This is a genomic window from Thermosynechococcus sp. PKX82 (genome assembly GCF_031583255.1).
Classification (GTDB): Bacteria; Cyanobacteriota; Cyanobacteriia; order Thermosynechococcales; family Thermosynechococcaceae; genus Thermosynechococcus.
Genome location: NZ_CP134169.1, coordinates 2161287 through 2177892, shown reverse-complemented (window position 1 = coordinate 2177892; position 16606 = coordinate 2161287). Strand labels below are relative to the sequence as shown.

Below are 16606 nucleotides of genomic sequence, written 5' to 3'. Positions count from 1 at the left end.
TCGTCTGCACCACCAATATCATCAGCCAAAGGTGAGACACCAAATGTTGAAACAGCGCGCCACGATCATCACCATTGCCATTGGGTTGCTGGCCTCAGGCATGAGCGGCTGTGGCTTTATCGTCACTGAAGTCGAAATAGACCCTACCAATCAACCCAATCAAGCGGTGGCGCCACCGGCAGCAGCTGCCCCAGACCTTGAACCCGAACCTCCCAGTGTCACCGCATCTGCGGTTGCGGCATTAATTCCTCCTACCAACCCTAAAACCTATGTTGAGGGACTGACAAATGTCGGTCGTGCGAATCCCTTCGCCCCGCTGCTTCCCCCCAACAGGAACGAGGGTTCCAAGGGTGAAACGCCAAACGGTGCGCCCGCCGCTACGGGTAATGCGGGTAACGGTTCCCCTCAAGCGCCGGCTAATGGAACAGGTACTCCCGCTGCCGCCATTCCACCCACCCCATCACCCCTGCCGCCCCCAGTGGACGCCCAAGCGGTGAAGGTTTTTGGTGTGGCTGCCGTAAATGGTCGCCTACAGGCAATTATTCGCTCGCCCAAAGAGAATGTCACCCGTACGGTGCAGGTGGGGGATACGATCGCTGGCAATGTGCTTGTGCGCGCCATTGATGCCTATGACACCACACCCGCAGTGGTTTTAGAACAATTTGGTCAAACGGTGCGCCTTACGGTCGGTCAGCCCACCACTGCGCAAGAGGCAACGCCACCCACTATCTAAGGCTAACTGTGCATACGAGGCAAGGGGTAGGGCGTGCTGAGAATCTCACTCTCAAGGACAGCCAACTGCTGCAATCGCTCTGCTAGCACCTCTTGACCAAAGGACTCATAGGCCAAGTACCAATAGGTGCCATAGTGGCGTGCCTCAGAGGTCACAAGGCTGGCAAAAAATTCTGCTAACTCCCGATCTGGGCAATGCTGAGCCAACAGTTGCAACCGCTCATGGCTGCGAGCTTCAATCAACGCGCAAACCAATAGGGTATCGAGAAAGCGATCGGGTTCCTGCGGGCGGACAGCGGCATTCAAGCGAGAGGCGTAGGGGGGTGCACTGAGGGGGGCAAGGGCAATGTGGCGGCGTTCCAGTTGCTGATTGACTTGACGGAAGTGATCGAGTTCCTCTTGGGCAATATCGGTGAGGGCATCTACCAATCGCTTGTGGGAAGGATAGCGAAACATGAGATTGATAGCTACGCCAGCCGCTTTGCGCTCACAGTGGGAGTGATCGAGCAAAATCGTATCCAAGTGAGCGATCGCCTGCACCACCCAATCGGCACGGGTGGGTTGCACAAGAAACTTAATGCGAACGGGCGTCTCAATCACGGCGGCGCTGAACGGTGAGCACAGAACAGGGGGCATTGTGGAGCACATAGTTGCTGACACTGCCAAGGAAGAACTCGCTCAAGCCCTTGAGACCCCGCCGCCCCAGCACAATCAAATCACTTTCCCAATCTTTGGCCAGATCACAAATGGCCCGACCCGCATCCCCTAAGGCTTGGGTAAATTCTGTGGGTACGCCCTTTTCAGTGGCAATTTGGGTGAGATTGCGCAGCATATCCAAACCTTTTTGCTCAAAGTTTTCCCACTGCTCGGCATAGGTACGCATCACTTCCTCATGGAGTCCCACATAGACCCCGGAAGCGAAGGGGGTGGTAAAGATGGGGTCAGGATAGGATTCATTGGTGGGTGAAAGGACATGAATCAGCATCATGCGGGCTTGGTAGTGCTGTGCCAAATCCAGCGCCGTTTGAAAGACCTGTTCTCCCAGTTCACTGTCATCCACTGCAACGAGAATTTTTTTGTACATAACGCCCTGCCCTCCAATTTGCCTACCGCCTTTTTCACAGTCATGGAGTCCTGCTCAAGACTGCCCAAACCCATTCCTATTCCTAAAAGCGAATCTCACTCCTGACTCCTCAACTGTTCATCAAAAAATAGAAAAAGGCTCTATCTCTAGCTTAGAAGATTCCCACGGGGCTAAAACCTACATTTTGTAACATAGATTACTTTTGCGCAACAGTAATCGCCATTAGCCCGCCCAAGAGGGGATAGTGTTTCACGTGCTGAAAACCCACGTTTTGAATTAGATCACAGAGGGTGGCTGGGCTGGGGAAAGCCTGAATACTCGGCCACAAATAGTCATACTCTGCGGCCAAGCCATACTGACGCGCGGTGGGCACCACCCACTGTTGCAAGTACCATTGCTGAAATTGCTGGAGTGCGGGGGTTTGGGGATGGCTAAAGTCAAGAATGGCGACTCGCCCAGCGGGAATCAGCAGCCGAAACATTTCCCTGAGAGCTTGGCGAATATCCACGACATTGCGCAGCCCATAGCCCATGGTGATTCCTTGAAAGGTTTGATCTGCAAAGGGCACAGCCAAAGCATCCCCCTGAAGCCATTCAATTTGCGGGTAATGGCAACTGCGTTGACGGGCGATCGCCAAGGGTGCCGCCGCAAAGTCTAATCCCACCACCCGCCCCTGCCGCCCCATCCGCCGCGCCAGCATACGAGTCAAATCGCCCGTGCCACAGCAGAGATCTAAAGCCGTTGCCCCTGCAGGCAGTTCGAGCCAGTCCACGGCCATCTGTTTCCAGACATGGTGAAGGCCAAAGCTGAGTTGATCATTGAGGCGATCGTAGAGGGGGGCAATGCGCTCAAACAGGGCTTGGATATCGGTCATGGTTTAGCCTTAGCGCTGGCGACGCTGACGCAAATAGTTCGCCTCACGGCGTAATTGCTGAAAGTACTCCGTTTCGGTAATTTCTGCCACCTGCTGCCGCCGTTTTTCGTGATCAATTTCCACCCTTAGCTCTTCGATTTGCTGCTGCATCGCTTGTTCACGCTGTTTGCGCTCAGTAACGTCCTGCACCAATCCTTCATAGTAGAGAATCTTGCCCTCGGCATCCCAGACCGCCCGCATATCCAATTCGACCCAGATGATCTGGCGATCGCGCCGATAGGCCTTGAATTCAAAATGTCCCGTTGTTCCTCCAGTTGCAAAATGATTCAGAATCTCATCACGGGTGCTGGCTTCCACATAGATTTGGTCGCGAATACTGGTGACGCTCTGCACCATTTCTTCAGGAGAGTCAAAGCCAAAAATTCTGGCCATGGCGGCATTGACCCGAATAAACCGATTTTCTGTTGACGCCTGAAAAATCCCCTCAAGGGCATTCTCAAAAATACTGCGGTAGTTTTCCTCAGCAATGCGCAGTGCTTCCTCGGCGCGAATGCGATCGCTAATATCAATACCGACGGCAACCGTATGGGTACCCTGCATGTATTTTTGCAAAGCCACGAGGTAAAATGCGGTTTGACCATTGCGCTTAACGGAGATCACGCGTGAGGCAAATTGATCGGGAGAATCCACAAACTCCTGCATAAAGGCTGCCAACTCTCTATCCTCACGCAAAAAGCCCAAGGGACGACCAATAAACGCCTCTGGTGGCAAATTCAAGGTTTCTGCCAACTTGCGATTCACCCCCTTATAGATGCCCTCGGCATTAATCCACGAGATCGTACCCGGTACCGCATTGAGTACCGCCTCAAACTGTTCATTGGCCTCAAGCAGTTCATCACGAATCTGCTCAAGGGAGTGGTTTTTCTGGGCTAACTCCTCAAAAGAGATCCGCAACTGGCGCATCATGGCATTAAAGGCATTGGCCAGTTCCCCCACCTCATCAAGGGAGTGCACCTGTACCAGTGTCGTCAAATCGCCTGCCTGCACGCGGCGGGTCGAAGTCGCCAAGGATTGAATGGGTTTGACAATGGCATTGGCCGTGAGATAGGCCCAAACACTGGCCAACAACAGGGCACCAAGGGTAATGGCAAAGGCCACCAACCGTTTCTGGGTGGTCATGGTATGAATCCACGCTTGGGACTTCCCCACAAAGGCGATACCAATGGGCGGTGGATGCGGCAAATCGAGCTGCTGGCGAAAGTCCTGCAATGGACTGTAGATCGTTACATAGGGAGAACCCAAAATGTCAGTTGTGCCGAAAAACGTTTTGCCCTGATTGAGCACTTGAGTGGCCACTTCGCGAGCAACGCGGGTACCAAGGGCGCGAGTCTGACCATCGGTGTAAGGTACATTGGTGGCAATCCGCAAATCTTGGGCAAAAATTGTTGCCACCGTATCTACCGTGGACCATTCTGTGGTGGCATCCACAAGATCCGGCATATTGTTGAGTAAAATGCCCGTCAGAATTAGCCCCTGAAATTGGTTGTTTTCATAGAGAGGCTTTGCGGCAAAGGCCAGTAAGCCAATATTGCCGTCCGCAATGGGGTAGGTACCGACAGGGGCTGGCCGTTGCTTGGCGGGTAGAGTTGCAATGGGTTGAGGACGCAATGTGATCTTGGCCTGCTGGGCTAAGCCCAGTTCTTGTAACTGCTCACGACTGAGGAGCACCAGACCGCTAATCATCTGCTGGCGATCGCGAGCCACTTGAAACATCGGTAAGTGAGCAATACTGCTGGCTTGATGTGAGCTGAGACGATAGTAGGAATGGGTTTCGGGGGTCAAGTCGAGGAGTGCCTCTCCCGTTTTAGCCAAGACCATTGTTTGCTGGGCGAGTACCTGACCACTAGCATCGCTCACCAGCATCAGATTCATGGGACGCTCAGTGGGATCCACCTCCTCAAGCAGATCGCGGATAGTGGAGGGATTCATCATACGGGTGAGGGGTTGACCCACGTGCTGCACATACATCCCATTGGCAATCAAGAGGGCTTGAATGCGAGACTCATAGGCCAAGTTATCAATTTCCCACTGCAAATCCTGCAAACTAGAGCGCAGTTGCTGCTCAAGTTGACGATCGAAGTTATGATTACTGACCTGAATCAGGGCTTCGGTAATAATCACGGCTGGAAAGAGCGCCACAAGAGCCAAGGCCAAGGTAAATTTCCAACGCAGACTTAACCGCTGCCATGCGGTCGAGAATCGTTGAGATAAGGCTCTAGCGGAATTTTTCATCAAGATTGATACCGAGGCTACTGCAACTGCCGCAATTGCTACTTTCCAAGCTTGAGCGTTGCTGGCAGTACATTGATCTTAGACGACCTTAAAAACGGTAACGGAATTCAATAAAGCCTGTGCCCTGACCACTGGTGCTCACCTGTCCGCCAAGGCGAATCTGCTCTGTCACCTGAAACCCAAGGTTAAACCGCGTCGGATCATTGGGAGCGGTGAGCAACTGCAAGAGGGAAACCGAGGTAAAACTGTTCACTTGAAAACCCAGTTCAGCCCCTAGGGCAAGGGTTGGGGCTTGGCTTTGGGCCTGGCGATCGGGGGGCACGACGGCTGGAAACATCCGAAAGGAAGTGCGGTTACCCGTGGCCTGATCAATCAATGCCTGTAGGTTATTGAAAAGAGCTGATCCGGCAAGACTGGCCACCGCCGCTTCTCCCCCCACTTGGTTGAGATCCGCAATTGAACCACCGCCCATCAAGGCAAGGAGTTCGGTCGTGCTGCGGGCAGGGGTACTGGATAGCTCAAGCACCGCAGGCAAATTGGTTTGCAATTGACTGGCACGACCATTGATGCGGGCAGTGATCCGAATGGTGTTCAATGTTCCCAGACTGGTGGCTGTGAGGGAACCCGCATCGGAGAGTCGCGTCACGGTGCCGGGGGTATAAACTTCAGTGGCAGTGGCAGCAAGGGTGAGGTTGAGTTCGGGATCTAAGCCATTGGCGGGAGTAAAGAGCACATAGTTATCCGCTCGCCGCTGGAGCAAAAAGAGGGTGGTGAACAGATTCAGTTGCCCGCCTGTGAGGCGAATTTTGCCGTCAGGCTGGAGACTATTGAGACCCCCATTGAGGGTTAAACTGCCAGTGGCCGTTAGGTTGAGAACGGGCGATCGCGTCACCCGCAAGGCATCTGAGATATTAATTACCAAGTTATCAAAAGCTAGGGGTTCAAAGGGACTGTCAGCAGGAGTGGCTAACCCATTGCCATTGACCAAACCATTGATGGCGCCTAAATCCAAACGGCCTTGGCTGAGTTGGACACTGCCCCCCAAATCAGGACTCAGGAGCGTATCCGTAATCACGAGGGTGCCATCTACGGTGCCGCGATAGATATTGCCGGCATTCACTTGCAAGCGTCGCAAGGACGCGGTGAGGGGTGTGGCAGTATCGGGATCATCTGAGGCTAAGGGAGTCTGAATTGGTAACACCCCTGCCATGGTAATTTGCCCTTGGCTAAAGAGACCTTGAATGCCATCCACCCGCAGGCGATCGCGATCGAAGCGCACCCGCGCACTGAGATTAGTCACCGGTTCCTCAAAGGCGGGAGTTTTAATCACCGCATCATCCACACTCAGGACGCCATTCACCATCGGCTCCGCCCACGTTCCCCGCAGTTGGGCTTGGAAAACTCCCCTTCCTTGTTGCCATTGCACCTGATCGGTAAAGAGGTTGATCAACGACAATCCCTCATCCTTGACACTCACATCTAGGGCTAACTGTGGATCCACCACGGGTCGCGGGTCAAGGGGATAGATCAAGGGAACCGAACCTGTCACCATGAGCGGTTCTGGCGTATCCAAGCGGGCGATCGCCTGAAGGGCAAGACGATTTTGGGCGTAGCGGAATGTGGCATTCGCTGCCTCCAAGGGACGTTGATTCAACCGACCCTCCGCAAGGGTCGCCTCACCGGCGAGAATGGGCTGCTGCCATGAGCCAGTCAACACCGCTTGGGCATTCACCTTACCTTCCACATCCACCCCCGGCGGCAAAAGACTTGCCACAAGACTCACAGGGAATTGCTCTAGCCGCAGTTGGGCATTTTGCTGGTTACCGCCAAGAATGCCATTGACGTTTAATTGCCCACCATTCACAAGCAGATTGAGGGTTGTCAGCACCAGTTGATTTTGGGCAAAGCGACCGCGACTCAGAAACTGATCAACTGCGTAATTTCCCCACTGCCAATTGGCGCCCTTAAGATCAAAGCTGGCCACCAGACCCGACTGCGGGGTTTGACTCAGATTGATTTGGCCATTAAAAGTCCCCTGAAGTTGCTCCAAGGGGGGCAGCAGCTCCGGCCGCCGCACCAAAGCCGCTTGGGCTTGTAGCATCTCAATTTCGGCAAGGCGGCGAATTTGTGTGAGCAGTGAGACTTGCAGACCTTCCCCTGCGGTGGGTGTGCCCAAATCTGCGGCAGTCCCCCGAGCGGTGGGTTGGCCAATCCCGAGGACGATGGCGAGTCCCGTTAAATCCGCTAAATTGCCTTGGGCAATCGTCAACTGCGCCCCCAATTGTTGAGGCTGGAGATCGGCAGTGAATTGATAGCGACTTTCCCCTTTTGTAAAAAGGCCAGATTGAATCGTCAGGCGATCGCGAGTCAGACGGAATTGCGCTTGCAGGCGATCGCCCCGCCATGCCCCTAACCCCGGTCGCTCTACGGTAAAACTACCCTGCCCCCTCGTCCAATTTTGCAACTGGAGATTGCCTGAGGCCACTCCTGCGAGAATGGCTTTTTCGGGGAGTTCCGGGAGCCGTAACCGCAGGGATTCCACAGGAAACTGCTGCAGACGCAGATCAAAGCTCTCCCCTTGGCGCTGGCCGATCAGTTGCGCCTGTTGCCGTTGAACCAGCAGTGAGCGGGGTAAGCCATCAGCATCCAAACGAAATGCCAAGCGATCGCCCCCCCCCTGTACATTGAGGGCTGCCCCCTGTTGTTGGCTCAAGGTAACCGTGCCCGTGAGTTGAGGGGCAAAGCGCAAATCATTCACCGCCAATCCTTGGGTGAGCAGTGCCCCCTGAAACTGGAGCCTATCGAGGCGGCCTGTGAGTTGGCCTTGAAAGGACGTGGTACCGGCAAGGGTGAGGGGAACGGGGAAATTCGGTTCCAAGAAAGTGCTTAAGGTACTCAGGGGGAGATTTCTGGCTTGGATGCCCAATTGAATGTCAGTGGGTTGTAAGGCCGCTAAATCAACACCAATAGTGCCCTGGGCGCGGATCGCACCGAGAGTGGCTTCTTGCACTTGCAATTGCTGACCATCCCAGTTCACAACTGCAATCAGCGGATCACCCGTGGGGGTTTGATCCACTTGCAGATTGGCACTAGCTCGAATTGCTGGTAGCGTTAGTTGATCCACCCGTCCTTGGGCGATCGCCTGGCCACTGAGACGACCTTGTAACTCTTGATTCAACTGCCGTAGGGGAATATTCTCAGCCTGAGCCTGCAACTGCCACTGACCGGCGGCGGCTTGCACTTGACCCCGCAGACGCCCCCCTAAAAACTGCATTTGAAACTCCGGAACGAGCAGTTGAGTTTGCGTCAGACGGGCGGTGCCCCGCAGTGGATACTGAGCCGTCGGTAGTTGAAAGGCGGCATTGGCCTGCCAAGCCTCTGGGGTACGCAGATTGCCAGCAAAGTCCAGTTGTGCAAACCCCTCCCCTAGGGACACGGGCGGAGCCACATCGTAGCGGCGGGCGATCGCCTGCAGATTCACCTGCTGCACTTGTGCTTGGCCACGAAACTCGCCCGTGGGTTCTACCCCAACCGTTGCCTGTACCTCACCGCCATCCACCAACTGGGCGCGAACCTCCATCAGCCTAACCCCTTGCTCAAGGGACGCCATAAACGGCAGCCGTACCTGTTGCAGTTGCAGTTGATCCACTTGGAGCGGCGTTTGGCTGCGCAGTTCACCCCTGACTTGGGGATTCTCCAGATCCCCCTGCACGCGAAGGGTGGGAACTTCCACTTGACCCCGCAGGGGAACCGGTGGCGTAATCTGCAAGGCCGTTAAGGTAGGGGCGAGATCAAACCTCGGCACTTGCGCTTCAATGTTCCAGCCGCTTCGGAGACCGACGGTGCCTTGAGCCTGCCAGCGGACATTGGCGATCGCCCCGCGCAAATAGTGCAGCTTTGCCTGATTGCCCTGCAATTGCACATGGGCTTGTAATCCCTTGATGTCTTGGGGCACAAAGGCCGTGCGTAAAGTACCATCCCGCAACCAAATTTGACCCGTGACTTCGGGGGTTTCTGGTAAAGGCAGACGAACCCGTAATTGCCCCTCCAATTGGCCGCCTTGGACACGAATGGTCTCTGGCAGAATCTCATTCCCGAGCCCAAGGGGAATCTTACTGAAGCGCAAATCCAGTTGTCCTGATTCTTGGGGTTGGTTCCAGTCCCCCTGCAATCGCCATTGGCCACCCCCGGCCAGTTGTCCCTCCGCTTGACCTTCGAGGGCAAAATTCTGGCGATCGGGCGTCAGGGTCAATCCGCCATGAATTTGGTGCAGCAGGTAGGCAGGACGCCGAAAGGGTTGAACCAGCACAGAGCCATCCCGCACCTTCACCCTGATTTGATTCAGTTGAAAAAAGCTCGGCTCCTCCTCTGGCAGCTGAACTTCTGTGCGCCACCACCGCCCTTGGGCATCCTGAACCACCGTGAGTTGGGGTTGGTGGAGAGTCACGTCGAGATCTAGTTTTTGACCTGTCAGAAGCTGCCATGGATTAAAGGCGACTTCAATGCCATTGATTAGCGCGTTGTCCAACTCGGGAGTGCCATCTTCTGACGTGTAGCTGGGAACCGCTGAGGAGCCAAAACGAACAACATTCAGCCCGACGTGCTCAACGTCGCCAATTTCCACTGGCCGATTGAGACGCTGTTGTAGTTGTTGGGCAATTTCAGGAGCCAATTCATAGTGCACAAACCACCACGCCCGCGTTCCACCGAGCACCACCAAGGCAATCATTCTCCATCCCCACTGACGAGACCAAAGGGTAAAGGGGGGTTGTGGTTGCTGCGTCATTCATCCCAACTCCGTCACACCTAGGCAAGACGCTTAACAGCTCAATCCTAATACGCAGAACAAAGGCTCGTCTTTCTAAATTTGATTGCCCAAGCGATGGGTAGGTTCTGGGCAATTCAAGAAACGCTAGGATAAAAGGATGAACGTAAAGAAATGTAACAAAATGAGTGTCTTAGCAGATCGTGTGGTGTTAGTGGTGGGTGCCACAGGTGGCATTGGTCAAGCCGTTGTTGAGCAACTCCAAGAAACGGGTGCCAAGTTGGTCTTAGCGGCTCGCTCGAGCGATCGCCTGCAAGCTTTGGTAGAGCAGCTTCCCTCCTCAGTCACCGCACAAATTCAGCCCTGTGACATCACCCAGCCGGCGCAAGTGAGCAAATTAATGCAAGCCATCCGCAGTGAGCAGGGACGACTCGATGTATTGATCAACGCGGCGGGGGCTGGCCTCCTCAAGCCCTATCAAAAAATTACTGCGGCTGAACTGGATCAGATGTTGGATCTCAACCTTAAGGGTTGCTTTTACACCAGCCAACAGGCTGCCGAACTCATGAAAGAGCAACAACAGGGACACATCTGCACCGTTGTCGGTATCCTCGGTAAACATTCAATGGCGATGGGGTCAGCCTACTGTGCTGCGAAATTTGGAGTCGTGGGCTTCAGCAAGTGTATGGCCGAAGAACTCAAGCGCTATGGTATTCGCTTTAGTCTATTCTACTTTGGCGGTGTGGATACGCCCTTTTGGGATGCCGTCAGCCTCAAAATCGATCGCCAGAAACTGCTGCGACCGGCCACCGTTGCCCGTCTGATTCGCGCTACCCTAGAAACGGATCCCCATGCGGTTCCCCTTGAGTTGAGCTTGATGCCCGATAGCCACGTCTTCTTCTAAGCAGAAAGCGTAGGCAGCGAAGAAGGATGCAGGAGTAGTTCAGCCGTGGAGCGTTTTTCCACCATTTCGGGCGTGATGGTACATTCGCGCAGGTCTTTGCGGGAAGGCAGTTCGTACATCACGTCCAGCATAATCTCTTCAACAATGGCGCGCAGGGCACGGGCACCGGTTTTACGACGGTAGGCCTCTTGGGCGATCGCCTCTACCGCCGCCGGTTCAAAGCGCAACTCCACACTGTCCATGCGCATGAGTTTTTGGTACTGCTTCAGGAGCGCGTTTTGAGGTTGGGTAAGAATTTCTGCCAAGGCGGCCACATCCAACGGCTCTAGCACGGCCACCACGGGAATACGGCCAATGAACTCTGGAATCATGCCGTACTTCACCAGATCGTGGGGTTCCAGTTGCTTGAGAATATCCGCAGAGCGTTTTTCCTTGGGGAGGGGTTCGCCATCGCGGACAAAGCCCATTGCCTTCTTGCCCACCCGCTGCTCAATGGTTTTCTCTAAACCAACAAAGGCGCCCCCACAGATAAAGAGGATATTCGTCGTGTCAATTTGAATGCAGTCTTGGTAGGGATGCTTGCGCCCCCCCTGCGGCGGCACATTGGCGATCGTCCCCTCTAGCATCTTCAGCAGCGCCTGCTGTACCCCTTCCCCGGACACATCACGGGTAATTGAGGGATTTTCACTTTTGCGGGCAATCTTATCAATCTCGTCAATATAGATAATCCCCCGTTGTGCTTCCTCCACATCCATATTGGCGGTTTGCAGCAAGCGCAGCAGGATATTTTCCACATCTTCCCCCACATAGCCGGCTTCCGTGAGGGTAGTGGCATCGGCAACGGCAAAGGGAACATCGAGGAGCTTCGCCAATGTCTGAGCTAAGAGGGTCTTGCCAGAACCCGTCGGGCCAATCAGGAGAATATTGGACTTTTGCAGTTCGACGTTGTCATCGCCCCGCTGATCACCATCCAAAAGACTCAGGCGCTTGTAGTGGTTATAGACCGCAACTGAGAGGATTTTCTTAGCTTCATGCTGGCCGACCACGTGCTTATCAAGAAATTCCTTGATTTGCCGAGGCTTGGGCACTTGGCTGAGGGGCCGACTGCGGGGTGTGCTGCGGGGCGATCGCGACGGTGTAGCCTCTCGACGGGGAGCCGCCGCATTGGGAACGGTGGCCAATTCCTCATCGAGGATTTCATTACACAGTTCTACGCATTCATCACAGATATAGACCCCAGGGCCGGCGATGAGTTTACGCACCTGTTCCTGTGACTTACCACAAAAGGAGCACTTGAGGTGGGTATCATATTTGGCCATAGGGAACCTCTAGGGTTGCACGTAGGGTGTACTTAGTGGCTAGGGAGGGTCTGCCGCGTCACCACCTGATCAATCAGACCGTAGGCCTTGGCCTCTTCAGCGGACATAAAGAAATCCCGCTCCGTATCAGCTTCAATGCGCTCGATGGGTTGCCCCGTGTGCTGTGACAAGAGTTCATTGAGCTTGCGCTTGTGGTAAAGAATTTCCCGCGCTTGGATTTCAATATCCACTGCCTGACCCTGGGCACCTCCGAGGGGCTGGTGAATCATGATCCGCGCATGGGGCAGCGCCATCCGTTTGCCGGGGGTACCGCCAGACAGTAAGAAGGCACCCATACTCGCCGCCAAGCCAAAGCAGAGGGTACACACATCGGGGCGAATGTGCTTCATGGTGTCGTAGATGGCCATGCCGGCTGTAACCGAGCCACCCGGTGAGTTGATGTACAGGTAAATGTCTTTTTCCGGATCCTCGGCATCAAGGAATAGAAGCTGTGCCACGATGGAGTCAGCAACCGCATCATCAATGCCGCGGCGATCGCCCGCACCCCCCCCTAGGAAGATGATCCGCTCCCGCAGGAGTCGCGAGTAGATATCAAAGGCTCGTTCACCCCGCCCCGACTGCTCAACCACCATCGGCACAATATTGGCATGGGTAGGCGGCAGGTTGAGCGCTGGAGAGCGCAGAATGGCACTGAGGGGATGGTCGTAACGCGATTGCAGCATAGTTGCCTAGAATGACGGTTCGTTTGTAATTAATTGTAACTAGCGGTTTGTCCCCGTAGGGATCATCACTTTCATTATGCCGAACTATTCTTGGGCTGGGGCAGAACTTGCTTTTTTCCCAGAGCGTTTTTGCGGCTTAGATGGCTTTTCAGCAACGGCCTCCGTCTGGGTATCTTTGGGCGCTTCAGCAGTCGCTGTGGGCTGCTCAGTGGCTGTGTCGGATTGCACTGGCTGAAATGTATTTTGCTCTAGGAGCCAGTTGAGGGCTTCCTCCTGCTGCACTTCATCGTGGGCAAATTCGCGGAGTCGTTCTAGATCCTTGGCTGTTTGGTTGCCCAACACCTCTTTGTAGCGGTTCAGCCGTTCCTCCACTGCGTCGGGACTAGGTTCAATGCCCTCTTGACGAGCGATCGCCCTCAACAATAAACGGGAGTGTACCTCCTTCGCTGCCCCCGGCTCTGCCTCTTGACGCATTTTTTCGTAGAGTTCCTCGGTCATGATCTTGTTGAGATCAACGCCTTGGGACTGAATTTGCATCAGCGTCGTCCGCACCTTCACATCTGCCTCTTTGCGGATCAGGGTTTTTGGCAATTCAACTGGATTTTGGGCAATGAGGGTATCAATGAGGGCAGCTTCTTTCGCTTTCTTGTCTTGATTTTCAGCTCGCTCCTGATGGTTTTGTTCTAGATAGGCCCGCAATTCTGCCATCGTACTGAATTCACTGTGCTCAGCGGCAAAGGCATCGTCTAGGGGGGGCAGTTCCGGTGCTTTAATCCCTAAAAGTTCAATCTCAGCAGTCAATTGTTTGGGGATGTCTGCTTTCCCTTCCTTGACTTCCTCGGCAACAGACACCGTCACCGTTTTGGCTTCACCGACACTCATGCCGACAACAGCAGCAGGAATTTCTTTAATCAAAAAGGGTTGCTCTTCATCGAGGGACAGGGGCAGTTCATCTGCTGAGAGTTCCTTCACCACCTCGCCATTTTCATCTTTGGTCACCAGTTTTAGGGTGACATCATCGCCCCACTGAGCGGGTCGGTCTTCGACAGGAATGAGGGTGGCGTGCTCCCGTTGGTGCCGCTGCAAGAGCTTCTCGACAGTTTCGGGATTGTAGGTGACGGGATTGTACTCAATGGTTAGCCCTTTATAGGCTGTGACTGTCACTTCTGGTTCGACATCAAACGTGACGCTGAAAGAAAAGTTGTCGCCCGGCTGAAATTGGTTCAGTAGCTCTGTAATATCCCCTTGGAGTTCGAGGTTGCCTAGATAGGGGATGTTGTTCTTTTCGACGGCGGCTTTGACGGTATCCTCAATCAGTTTTTCTATGGCCACATAGCGCAGCCGCTCTTTGCCAATTTGCTGCAAGACAAGCTGCCGGGGGGCTTTGCCCTTGCGAAATCCGGGTACCTGTGTATGGCGAAGGAGATCATTGACCACTTGGTTATAGACCTGTTGAGAGTGTGCCCCCGAAACCTCAATCGTGGCGAGGAGTTGGCTATTGGCACGGGGTTCAGTCGTCATGGAAATGATGTCAGTCACGTCAGTCAAGGTCATTCCCCTTCGCAAATGGTGTCAGTGTAGTGTCAGTTGGCTGTGCGCGATCGCACAAATTATAATTTTAGCGCAGATTTCCCCTGCTCTTTGCAAATGGAGTTGCGCTTAAAGACACAGGACAATGGGTGTAATGTCAAGGTTTGATGACAAAACCAATCGTCAAGATCCCCACTGCCTATAGAATAAAAGTTTGTCATGGGTGCCGTGTAGCCCACACCTAACTATTTTCACAAATTGCAACGATTTCTAAACAACCCCTATGAGTTCAACCCTGCGATTCCTCATGTGCCCTCCCACCCATTATGAGGTGGACTATGTGATCAATCCTTGGATGGAGGGAAATATCCACAAGTCCTCCCGCGATCGGGCACAGGAGCAGTGGCAAAAACTCTACGAAATTATCCATGCTCGAGCCACGGTTGACCTGATTGAGCCGCAGCCGGGCTGGCCGGATATGGTGTTTACGGCGAATGCGGGCTTGGTGCTCGGCGATCGCGTGGTGCTCAGTCGCTTTTATCATCCAGAACGTCAAGGGGAAGAACCCTATTTCAAAGCGTGGTTTGAATCTCAGGGGTATCAAGTTTTTGAGCTACCGAAGCAACTGCCCTTTGAGGGAGCCGGAGATGCCCTCTTGGATCGTGAGGGTCGCTGGCTGTGGGCAGGGTATGGCTTCCGTTCAGAATTGGATTCCCATGCCTATTTGGCGAAGTGGCTGGATATTGAAGTCCTCTCCCTGCGGCTCATGGATGAGCGTTTCTACCACCTTGACACATGTTTTTGTCCGCTCACGGATGGCTACTTACTTTACTATCCTCCCGCCTTTGATGCCTACTCCAACCGCCTGATTGAACTGCGGGTACCAGCGGATAAACGAATTGCCGTTAAAGAGGCTGATGCGGTCAACTTTGCTTGCAATGCCGTCAATATCGATCGCACGGTGATTCTCAACTGTGCCAGCCAAGAATTGAAGTCTGCCCTTGCCCAAGTGGGCTTTGAGGTGGTGGAAACGCCCCTGACAGAATTTCTCAAAGCGGGGGGTGCAGCTAAATGCTTGACCTTGCGGGTGACCGAACCCGTGCGCGAAGAACTCCATGCCACGGCGACAATTCCCAGTCGGGTCATTCATCTGGAGGGACACCTCCTCGACTCTGGCCTTGTGAACCGTGTCCTAGACACAATTGTGGAAAGTGGCGGCAGTTTCCAAGTCCTGCAATTTAATCTTGGCGAACAACGGCAAAGTCCCTCCCAAGCGGATATTCGGGTCATGGCGCCCGATGCCGAGGTCATGGATGCGATCATGGCGCAGTTGATCACCCTCGGTGCGATTTTACCGCCCTCAGAGGTGTGTGATGCGACCCTCGAAACCGTCACCCAAGCGGGGGTTGCCCCGGATGACTTCTATGTAACCACGATTTATCCCACAGAGGTACGAGTTGCCGGCGAGTGGGTTCGGGTTCAAAACCAACGCATGGATGGGGCGATTGTGGTGCGCTCAACCCCGGAAGGCACGGTGGCGGAGTGTCGCATTCTGCGGGATTTAGAGGTGGGCGATCGCGTGGTCGTGGGCGTCGAAGGCATCCGCACGATTCGGAAAACGGAAAGCCAGCGCAGCACCCAAGAGTTCACCTTCATGGGATCAGGGGTCTCCAGTGAACGCCGCGTCGAACTGGTGGTGGAACAAATTGCTTGGGAACTGCGGCGCATCCGCGATCAGGGGGGCAAAGTGATTGTGGTGGCCGGCCCAGTGGTTATCCACACCGGCGGTGGTGAGCATTTAGCCAAGCTGATCCGTGAAGGCTATGTCCAAGGACTCCTCGGCGGTAACGCGATCGCGGTGCACGATATGGAGCAAGCCATCATGGGCACCTCCTTGGGGGTGGATATGCAGCGGGGCGTTCCTGTGCGGGGCGGTCACCGTCACCACCTGAAAGTGATCAATACCATTCGTCGCTGTGGCAGCATTGCCAACGCCGTGGCTCAGGGCATCCTCACCAGTGGCGTGATGTATGAGTGTGTGAAGAATAATGTGCCCTTTGTCCTAGCGGGGTCAATCCGTGATGATGGCCCACTGCCCGATACCCTCATGGATTTAATTGAGGCGCAGCGGGAGTATGCCCGCCTGATTCAGGGCGCAAACATGATTTTGATGCTCTCGTCAATGCTGCACTCCATTGGTGTCGGCAATATGACCCCCGCCGGGGTGAAGCTCGTCTGTGTGGATATTAACCCAGCGGTCGTCACTAAACTAGCGGATCGGGGTTCTGTGGAATCCGTGGGCGTGGTCACCGATGTGGGACTGTTCCTCAGCCTGATGGTGCAGCAGTTGGAGCGGCTGAATCGTCCCTATACCCTTGCCTAGA

At 54.4% G+C, this 16606-nt stretch carries 11 protein-coding genes; 3 read left to right on the top strand and 8 right to left on the bottom strand.

The genetic code is table 11. The annotated features are described in order from the left end of the window. Positions 1–43: 43 nt before the first annotated feature. Complete coding sequence (locus RHH53_RS10800) at positions 44–733, top strand: hypothetical protein (RefSeq protein WP_302678281.1); 690 nt, start codon at positions 44–46, stop codon at positions 731–733. A 2-nt stretch (positions 734–735) separates the two neighbouring features. Here RHH53_RS10800 and miaE read toward each other — a convergent pair whose 3' ends face one another. From miaE to RHH53_RS10775, 5 genes are all read right to left on the bottom strand, one after another. Continuing rightward, the gene (miaE, locus tag RHH53_RS10795; protein WP_310453490.1) at positions 736–1368 is read right to left on the bottom strand and encodes a tRNA isopentenyl-2-thiomethyl-A-37 hydroxylase MiaE; all 633 of its coding nucleotides are present in this window, start codon (positions 1366–1368) and stop codon (positions 736–738) included. Continuing rightward, complete coding sequence (locus tag RHH53_RS10790; protein WP_206200150.1) at positions 1325–1816, bottom strand: universal stress protein; 492 nt, start codon at positions 1814–1816, stop codon at positions 1325–1327. The genes miaE and RHH53_RS10790 overlap by 44 nt, the downstream gene beginning before the upstream one ends. Positions 1817–2012: 196 nt before the next feature. Then, positions 2013–2690 carry a bifunctional demethylmenaquinone methyltransferase/2-methoxy-6-polyprenyl-1,4-benzoquinol methylase UbiE gene (ubiE, locus tag RHH53_RS10785; protein ID WP_310743779.1) on the bottom strand — a complete coding sequence of 226 codons (678 nt, stop codon included), beginning with the start codon at positions 2688–2690 and terminating at the stop codon, positions 2013–2015. Positions 2691–2699: 9 nt separating this feature from the next. Continuing rightward, positions 2700–4982, bottom strand: coding sequence for a cache domain-containing protein (locus RHH53_RS10780; protein ID WP_310743778.1), 2283 nt, complete (start codon positions 4980–4982; stop codon positions 2700–2702). A gap of 88 nt (positions 4983–5070) precedes the next feature. Further along, positions 5071–9768, bottom strand: a complete 4698-nt coding sequence (locus RHH53_RS10775; RefSeq protein WP_310743777.1) for a translocation/assembly module TamB domain-containing protein — start codon at positions 9766–9768, stop codon at positions 5071–5073. 163 nt (positions 9769–9931) lie between these two features. Between RHH53_RS10775 and RHH53_RS10770 the strand changes: the two genes are divergently transcribed. Then, entirely contained in the window at positions 9932–10651 is a 720-nt protein-coding gene (locus RHH53_RS10770; protein ID WP_206200146.1) for an SDR family oxidoreductase, read from the top strand. Here RHH53_RS10770 and clpX read toward each other — a convergent pair. The 3 genes from clpX to tig all read right to left on the bottom strand — a co-directional run bounded on the left by clpX (position 10648) and on the right by tig (position 14213). Next, positions 10648–11970, bottom strand: coding sequence for an ATP-dependent protease ATP-binding subunit ClpX (clpX, locus tag RHH53_RS10765; protein ID WP_302677609.1), 1323 nt, complete (start codon positions 11968–11970; stop codon positions 10648–10650). The genes RHH53_RS10770 and clpX overlap by 4 nt on opposite strands. Before the next feature lie 32 nt (positions 11971–12002). Beyond that, positions 12003–12692, bottom strand: coding sequence for an ATP-dependent Clp endopeptidase proteolytic subunit ClpP (clpP, locus tag RHH53_RS10760; RefSeq protein ID WP_149819305.1), 690 nt, complete (start codon positions 12690–12692; stop codon positions 12003–12005). An 84-nt stretch (positions 12693–12776) separates the two neighbouring features. Further along, positions 12777–14213, bottom strand: coding sequence for a trigger factor (gene tig, locus RHH53_RS10755; protein WP_310743776.1), 1437 nt, complete (start codon positions 14211–14213; stop codon positions 12777–12779). A 292-nt stretch (positions 14214–14505) separates the two neighbouring features. On the opposite strand from tig, the gene RHH53_RS10750 reads away from it, so the two are divergent. Then, a complete protein-coding gene (locus RHH53_RS10750) occupies positions 14506–16605 on the top strand; it encodes a TIGR00300 family protein (RefSeq protein ID WP_149819303.1) in 2100 nt (699 codons plus the stop codon). Position 16606: the final 1 nt, after the last annotated feature.